The organism is Amycolatopsis sp. Poz14, from assembly GCF_006704225.1.
Lineage (GTDB): Bacteria > Actinomycetota > Actinomycetes > Mycobacteriales > Pseudonocardiaceae > Amycolatopsis > Amycolatopsis nivea.
The window spans coordinates 7727482-7739836 of sequence record NZ_JACLHD010000001.1; the positions used below are offsets into that span (position 1 = coordinate 7727482).

At 69.5% G+C, this 12355-nt stretch carries 9 protein-coding genes; 2 read left to right on the forward strand and 7 right to left on the reverse strand.

Annotated features, from left to right (window positions below; all coding sequences use genetic code 11):
* Positions 1-3 precede the first annotated feature (3 nt).
* The 5 genes from FKO37_RS35850 to FKO37_RS35870 form a co-directional block, all read right to left on the reverse strand.
* Positions 4-1884, reverse strand: a complete 1881-nt coding sequence (locus FKO37_RS35850; protein WP_238608386.1) for a VirB4 family type IV secretion system protein — start codon at positions 1882-1884, stop codon at positions 4-6.
* A gap of 12 nt (positions 1885-1896) precedes the next feature.
* Complete coding sequence (locus tag FKO37_RS35855; RefSeq protein WP_238607408.1) at positions 1897-2892, reverse strand: PrgI family protein; 996 nt, start codon at positions 2890-2892, stop codon at positions 1897-1899.
* Positions 2892-4892: a hypothetical protein gene (locus FKO37_RS35860; protein WP_238607409.1), complete on the reverse strand. Its 2001-nt coding sequence runs from the start codon at positions 4890-4892 to the stop codon at positions 2892-2894. The genes FKO37_RS35855 and FKO37_RS35860 overlap by 1 nt, the downstream gene beginning before the upstream one ends.
* Positions 4893-5005: 113 nt before the next feature.
* On the reverse strand, positions 5006-5377 hold the full coding sequence (locus FKO37_RS35865) for a pilin (protein WP_238607410.1): 372 nt from the start codon (positions 5375-5377) through the stop codon (positions 5006-5008).
* Positions 5378-5545: 168 nt separating this feature from the next.
* Positions 5546-6376 (reverse strand): hypothetical protein, encoded by an 831-nt coding sequence (locus FKO37_RS35870; RefSeq protein WP_238607411.1) that lies wholly within the window; start codon positions 6374-6376, stop codon positions 5546-5548.
* Between the two features lie 1106 nt (positions 6377-7482).
* On the opposite strand from FKO37_RS35870, the gene FKO37_RS35875 reads away from it, so the two are divergent.
* Together FKO37_RS35875 and FKO37_RS35880 are read left to right on the forward strand one after the other, a co-directional pair.
* Positions 7483-8283 (forward strand): hypothetical protein, encoded by an 801-nt coding sequence (locus FKO37_RS35875; RefSeq protein WP_238607412.1) that lies wholly within the window; start codon positions 7483-7485, stop codon positions 8281-8283.
* Positions 8280-8606 carry a hypothetical protein gene (locus FKO37_RS35880; RefSeq protein WP_238607413.1) on the forward strand — a complete coding sequence of 109 codons (327 nt, stop codon included), beginning with the start codon at positions 8280-8282 and terminating at the stop codon, positions 8604-8606. The genes FKO37_RS35875 and FKO37_RS35880 overlap by 4 nt, the downstream gene beginning before the upstream one ends.
* A gap of 247 nt (positions 8607-8853) precedes the next feature.
* Here the strand turns inward: FKO37_RS35880 and FKO37_RS35885 are convergent, their stop codons facing one another.
* A complete protein-coding gene (locus tag FKO37_RS35885) occupies positions 8854-9777 on the reverse strand; it encodes a hypothetical protein (RefSeq protein ID WP_238607414.1) in 924 nt (307 codons plus the stop codon).
* A 1941-nt stretch (positions 9778-11718) separates the two neighbouring features.
* Positions 11719-12045 carry a hypothetical protein gene (locus FKO37_RS35890; RefSeq protein ID WP_238607415.1) on the reverse strand — a complete coding sequence of 109 codons (327 nt, stop codon included), beginning with the start codon at positions 12043-12045 and terminating at the stop codon, positions 11719-11721.
* Positions 12046-12355 lie beyond the last annotated feature (310 nt).

A 12355-nucleotide genomic window follows, 5' to 3' on the forward strand; every position in this document is an offset into this window, starting at 1 on the left:
GATTCAGCTATCATCGTCAAGCACCAAATACCCAGAGTTCCGCTCAGATTCGGGTAAAGTTGCGAGGAACTCTGGGGAAGTCGTGATGAGTTCGTCTTCCTCGTCGGAGGCCAGGACATGGAATGCGACCCGGTACATGGCGGCGATCAGCAGCGCTTCGCCGATTCCGGCGGCGAGCAGGTAGGCGCGTTCTCCGTCGGAGAGGCGGAATGCTTCGGCGATGGCGTCGATGGCTTGTGTCGCCTGTCGCATGAGGACTTGGGTCGCCGCGTTGGACACGATGGCTTTGCCCAGGTCGCTGGCGAGCACGTCGGCGGCGTCCTGCGAGACGAACGCGAGCCCTGCCCAGTACTTCCGCGCGGTTTTGGCGAGCCGGTAGAGGAACCTCGCGGCTTCGGGCTGGTGCATCAGCAGCCAGGCCTCGTCCACGATCACCAGCCGCCGACGCCGGTGGTGCGGGTCGAGCACGCGCCGCCACACTGCGTCCAGCGCGATCAGGGTGCCCACCGACTTGAGTTCGTCGGGCAAGTCCCGCAGCGAGATCGCGACCAGATGCCCGTCCGGCGGGGTCGTGGTCGGCCCGTCGAACAGGTCGGAGAACGACCCGGACACATACGGCGCGAGGCGCGCGGCCAGGTCCGCCCCGGCCGGGTCCCCGTCCGCAGCACTGTCGGCGATCAGCGCGTCGGCGAGGTCGGCGAGCACCGGAGCGGGCCGGGTCCAGGTCCGGCTGTCGGCGGTGATGCCGACCGAGGCATAGGTGGCGGTGACGGCCCGGTCGAGCACGGCCGCCTCTTGCGGCGTCAACGATCCGCCGAACATCACCGCGAGCAAGGTGTGGACGAACAACGACCTACGCGTCAGCGCGTCCGGGATCCTCGGGGCTCCTGGGGGAAGATCGAACGGGTTCAGCCGCACACCCGGCGCGCCGAGATGCAGATAGGTGCCGCCGACTGCCTCGGCGAGGCGCTGGTACTCGTCCTCCGGGTCGATGACGAACACCTGGACCGGGACCTCGCCGTCGGGCGTGGGGCGGTGAGGGTCGGGGTAGAGCGAGCGCAGCGCTTCGAGTTTGGTGAGGTACGACTTGCCCGCGCCGCTGGTCGCGAGGAGGACAGAGTTGTAGTTGTCCTGGCTCCAGCGGTCGAACAGCACCAGCCCGTTGGAGCTGGCGTTGCCCCCGAACAGCCGGCCGGTCAACGGTGCGTGCGGTGAGGGGTCCGCGGTGGGAAGATCCGGTGAGGTGAACGGGAAACTGGCGGCCAGCGCCGGGGTGTCGAGCGTGCGGCGCATCCCGAGCAGGTCGACGCCCAGCGGCAAGGTCGAAGTCCAGCCTTGCACCGACCGCCAGGACGCGGGCTGGGCGTCGAGCAGCAGGCTGGAGGCCAGCGACCGGACCTCGGACACCTCGGCGTCGAGATCCTCCTCGGTGCCCGCGTGCACGGTGAGGTAGAGCCCGACGCGGAAGAGTTTCGACTCGCCGCGGGCCAAAGCGAAGGCCATGTCGGCGGCGTCGGCCGCGGCGGCTTCGGTCTCCGGGTCGTCCAGCTTCCCTTTCTCCGCCGACGAGGTGCGCGCGGACTCCAGGCGGCCTTGCTGTTTACGCAGCCGTTTCGCGGCGACGGCGGGGCTGATCGGGTCGATGTGCAAGGCGACGTCGAGGCGGCCCGGATAGGACAACAGCGGTTCGAGCCAGCCGGCCCCGACCTCGGCTGGGTAGCCGGTGACCGCGAGGGTGGCGGCGTAGCCGTCGCCCACGCGCAGCCACCGTGAACCGACTTCGACCGCGTCCGGCCCTGCGACGGCACCGGTGCCGCTCCCGGCCGAGGCAGGTGCAGAGCTGCTGCCGACAAGACGGCGGGCACCGCGCCGGAGAAGCTCCATCGTGTTCACTGGTCAGGCCTCCAGATCCTCGTCGGTATCCGGCCGGAACGGGGCGAGCTGCGCGGTGACGACGCCGGTGGCGATACCCGAGCGGGAAGCCAGCGGATCACCGTTCGGATCGGCGGCCGCGCTGAGCACCGCGTAGGCCGCCGCGCCGTCCAGCGGGGCGACGACGACTTCGCAGCCACGCAACGCGCGCGCTGCTTCGTTCGCCCGGCGAGCCACGGTCTGCGCCGCGCCCACATCCCGGCTTCGTGGCCCGCCGGCCGGTTGGCGGAACACGACGGTGACGTGGCGTCGCAACAGGTCCCGGCTGGCCGCCAGCTCTCGCAGGAACTCCACGTGTCCGCGACACGCCTGTTCCAGCGCGGGATGCGGGAGTCCGCCGGCCTCGTCGGAGAGCACGTCGAGGTAGGGCTCCAGGTCGAGGCGCTGGGCACGGACCACGATCTGCACGGGGCCGGACAGCGAGTGCAGCCACCGGGAAAACCCGGCGATGAGGCTGTTCTGCTCGCCCGCGCTGCGGAGTCCGAAGTTGACTGTGGAACAGGCCGCAGTGTGCGCGGTGCCGTGCTGGCCGAGGTCGATCGCACCGTCGGCCGAGATCGCTTCCGCCGGGAGTCGCAGCGGTGCCGGGAGCGGCCCGGCGTTGATCGCGACCCACGCGGGTGCGTCCGGTACCGAGTCGCCGCGCACGCTGTCGGCGGGCACCAGGCGCTTCGGGCTCCGGTGCTGTTTGAGCGCGGCGAGCAGCCAGGCATCGAGCGTGAGGCCGTCGCGGCGCATGGTCGCCAGCGCGAACGCACCGCCGGCGACAGGGATCGCGACCGCGGCGAACACAACCGGAGGCACGAGGGGGTTCGCGAGCTGGTAGCCGCCCCACAACAGCAGCGCGGTGACGCCGAGAATGGCAGTCTGCCGGGCGGTCAACCCGAAGAGGATCTTGTCGGGCTTCTCCACGTCGGCGGGCACGCGCGCCGACATCGGTACGTCCTCGTCACCGCGCATCAGCGGCCACTTCCTTTCCTCGGGTTCCGTTGCTTCGGCTTCGCCGCCCCGGAACCGGGCGCGCCGGATTGCTGTCTGTTCCGTGCGCCTCCGGTTGTTCGCCGTGCCTCGCCGCTGCGGCCCGCTGTGCTCGGCGACGGAGCGGCACCTGGCGCGGGGAATGCGGGCGTGTTCGCCCGCGATACCGGGGTGGTCGCCGGCTCTCGACGCGCGCTCGCGGCACGGGACGGAGTGCGCGGGGCGGCCCGGCCCGGTGGTTGGCTTGCGGTCGTCTGGCGCGGTGTCCTCGCTGGCTTCGACGTGCGCGCGCCTGCCGTTGAGTGAGGCGGACTGGACCGACGCCGAGGATCAGGCGATCCCCACCGGGTGGACTCGATCGGCGGTGCCATGGCTGCTGAGGTCGGCGTGCTCGACATCCGCACAGGCACAACGGCGCCGGAGGTGGGAGTGAACCCGCCGTCGCTCCACGGTTGCCTGCGCTCGCGCGCGGCGGCACGGGCGTCACGGGCCATGCGCGCAGGGGCGGCCCATGCACGGCTGGCCCGTTCCCGCGCCGCGCGCGCAGCACCGTGCGCCACCCGCCGGGTTCCCGCCCCGAACGCGGCACCGCGGCTGCGGGATGCCACACGCACGGGGCTCGGGCGGCCAGTCGGCCGACTGCCACGCGGCCGGGCGCCAGCGCCACTGTTCCTGCGGCGCCTGCCCTTGCCGCGCGCACCGGCGGCACCCGCGCCATTACCGATGCCGAGCAGCCCCAGGCCCTTAGCGATGGCCGCGTACTTCACGACGGACCCGATCGCCGACCGTCCGCCTAGCCCGACGTGCTGCATCACCCAGGACGGGATCTTGATCAGGATGAACAGCAGTACGACCGAGATGACGAGGTTCATCAGCCCGCCCGAGACACCGAGCAGTTGGGTAGCGCCGGGACCCGTTGTCCCCTGGACGAAGAACACCTTCACGAACACGACCAGAGTGAGCGCATCCAAGACCTGGATGCCGAGCACCCCGAACAGTCCGCGCCACCAGAGCTTGGCGATGCCATCGGTGTAGGGCGACGCGTGACACACGAGCGCGGGCGGCCCGGCCACGACGATCACGATGGTGACAGCCAGCCGCACCACGTACAGAGCGAGCAGGACGACGGCCAGGACCAGCACGACGAGCGCGACCAGTATCGTGAAAATCCCGCCTTTTTCGAGCTGGCGATGGATCTCGTCTTTCACTCCGGCGGTGACGCCGCCGGCCCCGTCGCCGGACAGGATCCCGATGGCGATCCCGTTCGCCGTGGTGATCGCCAGCCCGATCAGCGACAGCGACGCGTTGACGGCGATGAATCCGACGACGATCCGCGGCAGCGTCTCCTTGAGCGTGATCCGGGTTTGCAGCGTCTCGTGCGACGCGACCACGATCCCGCCGATGACGACGAACAAGATGAACAGCGAGTTCGCGACCCAGCGGGTGATATCCCACAATTGGCTGATCTGCGGGTTGCCCGCCAGATCCGGGGTGGTCATCGAGGTCCGGGCGACCAGGTCTAGCACCGGGTCCATCGCCGAGGTGACCAGGTCGGTGAACCACTTGTTGATCGCCTGCCCCGCTTTGCACACGACGTCGAGCCACCCGCAGTCGGCGGAGTCCGCCTGAGGTTGCGACCCCTCCTGCGGCGCGGGTGGCGCGGGTGCCACCGGATGGCTGGGGTCGACCTGAATCGGCGGCGGCTGCGCCGGACTCGACGGCGTGGGAGCCGGCGGGTTCCACGACTGGGGCGGCTGGCCGGGCTTAGGCAATGGCGGCAACTCTCTCGGCCAGCCCGGGTCCGGGTTCGTCGGCAACGGCAGCGGCGGCTGGCCCGAGTTCGGCACCGTCGCCAGAGGGGCTGCGGGCGTGGTCTTCGATGCTGTCGGGAACTGGATCTCCGGTCCGGGGGCGGACCCTGTGGGCAGCGGTAGCGGGGGCGGCTGTGCCTGCGCGTGCCCGGCCGCGGCGCCCAGCAGCACAGTCACGAAGGAACACACCAGCCCCGCCAGGGTGACGATGCGCAGACGGGCGGCGAAGCGCGGCGCCCGTGGCGCGGACGGGCGGGCGGGCCGTGGTGAGAAGGTCGTCATCCTCAGCCCACCAGGCTCTTGAGGACAGTGACGATGACCGGTGCGAGCATGGCCAGGCCGTATCCGATGGCGGCGTTGCGCAGACTCTTCTTCGCCCGCTCGACCTCGCCGGGATCCCCGTCCGCGGCCAGGTAGCGCACTCCGCCGATGGTCAGGAACAGCGTGGCCAGGCCGACCAGCAGACCGATCAGGAGGTTGCGCACGTTGGTGACGACCTGGTCCAGCGATCCCGGCGGCGCTGCGGTGACGAGCGTGTCGGCAGACGCCGGAATCACTGCGGCGAACAGGAAGAGCGCAACGACGCCGAAGACGGTGACGGCACGCAGCCGCCGTACCGACGTGACCCGCCGATGGCACAATGAGCGCAGAGACATCCAGGCCCCTTCCCGAGGACACCGGTGGCGGGTGGGCGAGACGGATGCGAGGGCAACCAGGGATCCGTCCACGGAGCCCGCGGCGTGCCGCGCCGGGCGCAGGCGACGGAAGACGGCCGCAGAGACGCGTGTGTGTCCGGTGCTCGACCTGGTTCCCCTCACACCGCTCTAAAGCGGGGGGCGGACCGACTTTTTGCAGCCGGGTTTCGATTTCTTTTCCGGGCGCGACACGCCAAGCCAGGAAATGAGCGCGGACTCGGCCCTTTCCCGAGCGCGAAACACCCGAAAATACGACTCGCCCAATGCTTCCGCGGCCTCGTGAACGCGCATTCCGTCCAGCCTTGTTGAGGCGATCAGCGACGCTTCGGCCGCGGTCAGCACGCCCTCGCGCACCGCCTCGGCGAGTACCAGATCCTCGTGGCCGCGCACAGGCGGGCGAGGTTCGCACGACTCCCACAAGGGCGCGGTGCGGGCCGCGTAGTCCCACTCCGCCGCCCGCAGTTTCGCGCCGGCGCGCTGGGCCGCCCACACCAGCCGCGCGGCCAGCGCGCCGACGTCCGGGTCGATCTGCTTCAGCCGGGCGGTGAATCCCGTCAGCAGTTCGGCGTCGATGTCTTCGACGTCTCCGAGGTACCCGGCGGCCAGCTCTCCGGCGGCCTTGCGCAACCCGGGCAGCGCGACCCCGACGGCGCCGACGACCCACGCGGGAGCACCGGTCTGCGCGGCCGTCACCAGCTCCCGCCACGCCGCTTCCCGCGCGGCCTCGGACGTCGCCCGATCCAGCAGGACGTCACGCAGTTCGGTCAACGGCACGCGCCGCGGCGGCAGTCCGAGCCCGATCCGCGCACAATCCAGCGCGAGCGGTTCCGGGCCGGTGCACAATAGACGGAACGCCTCCTCCGCAGTGTTCAGCACCGAGCGGTTGTGGACAGGCACGTTGCCGGTGCGCGGTCGGGTGCGGCGGCGAAACGGTTCCCCGCGGTCGGCGTGCGGACTCATCGGTGGCATCGCAGGACTCCCCGAGTGCGAGCGACCCGCGCCGGACACCGGCGCGGATCGGACAGGTCGATTGACGCCGTCCATCCCGCCGGAGACCGCTTGCCGAAACCTTCCTCCCCGGACCGTGAAACCCGGTCTGCAAGGAAGCCGTCAGGAACCGCGTCGCCTGCTCGGCACTGACCACCTGACGGCCTCGTACCTGACGTGACCTGCGCTGCAAGGAATCCGCAAGGGGAATTGCGCGGTCGCGCGGCCGAGCGGAAGCTCCGCGAAAAATGGCGGGCCGAGCCAGCGATGCCGCGCTTGCCGACCGCTTGCTCCAAGCTGAACGCGGAAGATCCAGGCCGGTGCTGCCGCGGATCACGCACTGCCGGAATTCGCGGACGTTCCCACCCGTCAAGCGCTGCGCGCGAGGGAGCATCGACGGTGCCCACAACACAGTCGGCGGTTCTCATCGGTGAGGGACAGGAGCGCCGGGCGTATGCGGCAGAGCGCTCAGCGAGACACTGCTGGTCGCAGCAGCGCGGCCCTCCCGCGACGGAGCCGAACACGCAGCGGCCCCAGCTGTTCCCGAGCCGAGTTCTGCTCTGACAGACGTCACGACAAGGTGGAGTCTCGACCCAACGCGCATGCGCGGACATGTAGCCGAATGGCAGCGCAGACGAAGGCGCGGGAGACCGGTCGCTCGCCGCGTCAATACGGCGCTCCAGCACGACGCACGCCCGAACCATCTGCCATCGCGGAACACCTCCGGGCAACCCCCAGAGCACAGGGCCCTGACGCAGCGACCGCACGCGATGCGGAGGCGAGGCGCAGCGTTCCCCGACGACACCAGGGGCAAGCGCGGGCGACGCCAGGACTACGTCGCCGGCACCCTCGGATGCGTTGGGACAGGGGCTATCACGGTTCCCGGGGGACGCGTCTCGGGTCAGCGTCCCGCTCAGGCCGCAAACTCGGCCTTGACGACGGAACCGGATCTTTGCCCACAGGCGAGGCGCAGGGCGACAGGACCCTCGACAGTTCGAACTCGCCTGCAAAATCCGGCGCAGAACCGCGCTTTAGAACAGTGTCAGAACCCGTCGCAGCGAATTGCGAGGACACTCACCATGGACATTGTTCCTGCCGCGCCGGAACCCTCGTCAGGAATCGAACAACAATCCGAAACGCAGGCGAAGAAAACCGCATCCGCGCCGTTGGGACTCTGGTTATGCCCGCCCGCTCCCGCCGACGAACACGGCCTTCCACCGTTGATCGAGGGCCTCACCCGCAGCCTTGTGACCCGGGCCGTGACCGCCCTTGCCGCACCCGGTGACACCATCGCCGTGACCGGCCCGGACGCCGCCCGGATCACCGCGGTCACCGACAGTGTGGGCGACCGCCGAGTCCTCTGTATCAACCCCGAAACCGTCACCGCCGAAGGCTGCCGCCGTCGGACCGGCGGCGGCGCGCGCACGCCCGAGGACGGCTCGGTGGACCTTCTGCTCGCCGCCGAACTTCCTTCCCCTTGGATCGATTCCGACGGCCAGCCGTACCGGTCCTGGGCAGGCTGGCTGGCACCGGACGGAGTGCTCGCGGTCGCCCTCCACGACGAGGCCGGACGAGGACGGTTCGCCGACTATGCCAGTGCAGTAACCACCGCGGCGACCAACGCCGGGATGCGCTACGCCCGGCACATCATCGTCACACTCGCCCCCGTCGAGCGCGACCGGCTTCTCCGGTCCCGTCCGCAGGCCTCGGTCACCGTGCCCGCCGAGGCAGTACACGCCAGCAAGCGCACCGACCTGCTCATCTTCCGGAACGACTCCGGAGCCGCCTTGACACAGGCGGACCGTTCCATTCCTCAGCACGCACCGGAGCCGATTCCGCGGATGCGCCGCGAGTCCTCTCCGGCGATCGAGGCGCGATGACTGGTCGCCCCGCCCGACGCTTCGCACCCTCTGCCGACCGGCGGCACGCCTGGCGAGGAAACGGCGAAGGCACTCCCGTCGACCATGACACCACCACCGCCGACGAGTCGGAGTCCGATACGGGCGACTCGGAATCGGCGGCGCGGGAGACCTACGCCGAGCAACAAGCGCGACTGGACGCCGAAGCGGTCGACCGGTGGGCCGCGATCGTGGTGGACTGGCCGCCGATGACCGAGGAACAGATCCGCGCCATCGCGGTGATCCTCAACCGGATTGAGGCCCGCCAGGAGCGGGAACGGGCTCAACGACAGCAGAGCGGCTAACCGCGCGGTACAGACGAACGGTGGCTCACTGTCCCATGGGACAGTGAGCCACCGTTCGTCTGTACCGCGGTCTGCCGGTCACGATTCCCTCGCCCGCGCACCACCCGACCGATATCCCGCCCGGCTGGTCCGCGTCGCCCGCCAACCCGTCCGCAACCCGGCGCGGCTACGCGCCGCGGAAGCCGTACACCACGGCGGGCCGCCGTCCAGATCTGCCGCGTCCTCGAATGGGATGCTCGACGACGGTTCACGCACGCCGGTCGGAGCCGTTGTCCTCGTTCCAGGTGGTGAGCGACCAGGGGCCGTCGATCCACAACTGGACTTCGGCGACGGGAACGCTCGGCGCGGACCAGAGCTTCCAGTGCCCGTAGCCGAGCCATCGGTCGCCGGGGCGGACCTGGGCGAAGGTGCCGGGGTTTCTCGACCGCACGACGACGCGCAGACGCCGTCGCTCGCCCGCGTGGTCGAGGTAGTCCTGGTGCTCGTCGCGCAACTGGTGGGTGTTGCCGGAGTGGGCGGTGCCGATGTCCCGGACGATGCCGTGCAGCGCGAGCGGATGCCGTGTCGCAGGTTCGTGTTCGAGATAGCCGGCGATCGCGACGGCCTCGTTCGCGCTGCGGCAGAATTCGTTCCAGCGCAGCGTCCTGCCTGCATATCGGGCGCGGAACCGGCTGCTCGCGTCGAGGTCGTCGTCGAACTCGCGCAAGAGCCGCAAGATGCCCGCGGCGGTGCTCAGCGCCGGGACGAGCCTGTACGGGGAGGCGGTCACGGCGAGCCGGGCCGTGGGTTTGCCGGGCTTGCCGGGCGGCAGCGGGTCAGGCGGTTCGATCGTGTCGGGGTCCGGGAGCCGCAGCTCGTAGTCCTCGCCGTCTTTGACGAGGGTGCCGCGGCTGTCGCGGATGAGGTTCTCGGCGCGGTTCTTGAAGTCGTAGGGGCAGCCCGCGTCGTGCTCTCCGTTGGGGGGCAGGCGGTACAACGCCGTCACCTGGGTCGTTCCGCCCCGGGGTCTACGGCGAGGATGGGTCGCCACCGCGACCACAGCCACAGTGCAACCTCCGCAGTGCAGCGGCTTGAACGCCTCGAACGGAGGCGGTGCCGCGTCGATCGCTGCCCGCCCGTGCAGCCGGTTGCGGCTGTCCCGCGCCGCCGGAATTCCCACCCGCTCAGCCATGGCCCCCCTCGGCACCGACTCGCCAGTCAAGACCAACACTACCGGAGGCCAAGCCCGTCACCTGCGAAATCCGCAGACCTGAAGCCGCTTCGACCGCTGCAGCAGACTTTCTGAGCGCGCTGTCAAGCCTCAGTTCGGCCAGTAGTCGTTCTCGATCAGACAGGCGCGCCGCGAGCGCTGGAGCGGTCTGGCTCAGGCGCTGATCCAGCCGGGAGGTCCTGCTCGGCGGCGCGGCGGTGCCACACCCGCCTGGATGGTAGCGCGCCTGCTCGGCTGTATTGAGCGAGGCGGGCGGGGGTGCTGGGTGTCGGGCAGGAAACGGCTTTTGACAGGGTGCCGCCCGACGCAGGTGGAGCTTGATGCGCACGAGCGATGCTGGCGATTGGTGAACGCGCCGCCTCCGTCGGCTTCTTCGATCGGCTCCAACCGCTCCGCTGTGCAGCTAGTGCTTTTCGTCGGCAGCGAGCGGTCATGCGCGGGCTGAACGCGCAAGCGCGGCGCTCGCCGTCCCGAGGCCGTCCGAGCGTTCCGGCAGTGCCAGAAACCAGGCCGTGTATGTGTTCGTCTCGTCGAGGTTGCACACGAGCCTCGGCCCAGCATAGGGACCTTTGTCCGGCTCCGCCGCTGTCGAATCACGGTCTGTCACGCATGGCGACGGCGGAACGGTCAAAGCTTTGCAGTCCTGAACATGCGGACCGGGGTCACGTGCGCTGCATCGACGGCATCGCCAACGCTTGTCGTGGTCGGCCGTGTTCGTCAGGCTTCACGTTTGCCGGCGCATGCCCACGTGCGCAGTGCGTTCGCCGATGGTTCGCGGCCGGGCAACGTCGGAAACGCGGCGGCGACCTTTGCCGTGGTCGCCTCGACGTGCTGGCCGCTTCGAGAAGTTTTGCACCGAGTCTCGTCGTCGTCCTGCGTTCCGCACTCGCGGCAGGCGACGACGGTCCCGTCCGAGTCGGGAGCGGAGGTCGACCGGCCAGGGTTCTGAGACTTGCGTCACTTTGCGGGGAAGGGCCGGCTTCCCGTATCACGTGCGCGCACGCGTCGCGCCGCTTAGGTTGAGGTTGCGTGACATATTGCATTGATTTGTAACAGCGAAGCGCAGTCAACACGTCTGGCGGTGTTATTTGCGCGGCAGTCCAGGTGCGTTCTTTAATGGCCGAGTCGATTTCGTCGTGACTTTCTCAGGGAGGCAGACGGGGCGTTCCCGATCGAGAGATCGCCTCCGGATGTCGGAGGCGATGCGAACGGGTACGAGAAGGGAAGCGATGTCAACTCGACACAGAGGGAGACCTTCGCGGGAGCCGCGTGGGGTGTTGCCTGAACTGCTCGATCACGGGGCAGCGGGAGTCGATGCCGTCAGCTTGGCTGCTGAAGCTCTCGGCCTGAGCGGCCTTGCCGCTTGGGCAAGGCCGCTCGCCGGGGTGCTCCGTATTGCCGCTCGCGTGGTGCGTGGCCGGAGGTAACCCTAGGCGGTAGCTCAGCCGTTCTGGTGATTGCAGCACCTGCGGTTGAGCTGCCGCCGCTTTACCGTTTTGACACTTAAGTGCCAAAGCAGCATAGCAGCAAAACTAGTGCACTAGTGTGTTATGTGCGGGGCTGTTCGACTTAGCTGCGTCGTCGATCTGCTCGTTCGGGGCGAGGAACGGCCCCTTGTTTCGGCCCCGGAGCGCGGGGAGTTCGGAGGGGGCGCGACGACGCCTTGACCGCTGCTCGCGCACGGACAGCCGCAGCGGCGTTCCCAATACGGTCACTCGCGCTCAGGGGCCTCTTTCATCTCTCCTGTTCAAGGCCGGGCCTGCTTGGGGCCGCGCTGCCGAGACAGGCGCCCTGGGCATGCAGCCTGGCGGTCGAGTCCGAGGCCGAGGCCGAGCGCAACCACAAGCGCGACGAACTCCTGATCTGGCAACTCTCCTCCACCTCAGTTGCCCCGGTGCCAGCTTACGGTGCCCTCGACCAGGTCCGCGTCCCACGTTGGCGCGTCGGCGTCGGGTTCCAAGACGGTTCCGGCTCGTCGGCGGCCAGGTAGCCGCAGGTGACACTGCCGTGCAGGAACGCGCCGGCGGCACCGTGCGGGCGCTGGGTGACCCAGTCCGGGAACTCGGCCCGTGGCAGCTCCCGCGTGACCCAAGCCCTTGCGGCCTCTTCTGTGGCGTGGTCGGTTTCCTGGCCGACCCCGCCTATCGTGTCGTCGTCCCCGATTCCCAGGCCAATGGCCGCTCGCCAGATCACCGCTCCGGCCTGGCACAGCTCATGCTCGTTTCCCATGTTCGCCAGGATCACCCCGCTGACTGAGTTCCGGCTACTGATCTTGTCGACCAGAAGCAACGGCGCAGACGGTCTTCAGTCGCGGCGTGCGCGGCCGCAGCACTGGCGCTAGGTGAGGACCGCCTGGTGCAGCAGTTGCTTCCAGGACTGCGGGTCGTCGCGGGCGATCTGTTCCCAGATCCGGGCGTCGACCGTGGTGAAGGTTGTCGATCCCGGCAGTGAGCGCATGCCGCCACCCCGAGATGGCGGGGCCTCGGCTTCCACACCCGCTGCGGCGTGGCCTTCGGCAATCAGCCACAGCGCCGCGTAC

What these genes read in the sequence shown, in the direction of transcription:
- FKO37_RS35850 (WP_238608386.1), bottom strand. Translation starts at nt 1,884, where the DNA reads ATGGAGCTTCTCCGGCGCGGTGCCCGCCGTCTTGTCGGCAGCAGCTCT.
- FKO37_RS35855 (WP_238607408.1), bottom strand. Translation starts at nt 2,892, where the DNA reads ATGCGCGGTGACGAGGACGTACCGATGTCGGCGCGCGTGCCCGCCGAC.
- FKO37_RS35865 (WP_238607410.1), bottom strand. Translation starts at nt 5,377, where the DNA reads ATGTCTCTGCGCTCATTGTGCCATCGGCGGGTCACGTCGGTACGGCGG.
- FKO37_RS35870 (WP_238607411.1), bottom strand. Translation starts at nt 6,376, where the DNA reads ATGAGTCCGCACGCCGACCGCGGGGAACCGTTTCGCCGCCGCACCCGA.
- FKO37_RS35875 (WP_238607412.1), top strand. Translation starts at nt 7,483, where the DNA reads ATGGACATTGTTCCTGCCGCGCCGGAACCCTCGTCAGGAATCGAACAA.
- FKO37_RS35880 (WP_238607413.1), top strand. Translation starts at nt 8,280, where the DNA reads ATGACTGGTCGCCCCGCCCGACGCTTCGCACCCTCTGCCGACCGGCGG.
- FKO37_RS35885 (WP_238607414.1), bottom strand. Translation starts at nt 9,777, where the DNA reads ATGGCTGAGCGGGTGGGAATTCCGGCGGCGCGGGACAGCCGCAACCGG.
- FKO37_RS35890 (WP_238607415.1), bottom strand. Translation starts at nt 12,045, where the DNA reads ATGGGAAACGAGCATGAGCTGTGCCAGGCCGGAGCGGTGATCTGGCGA.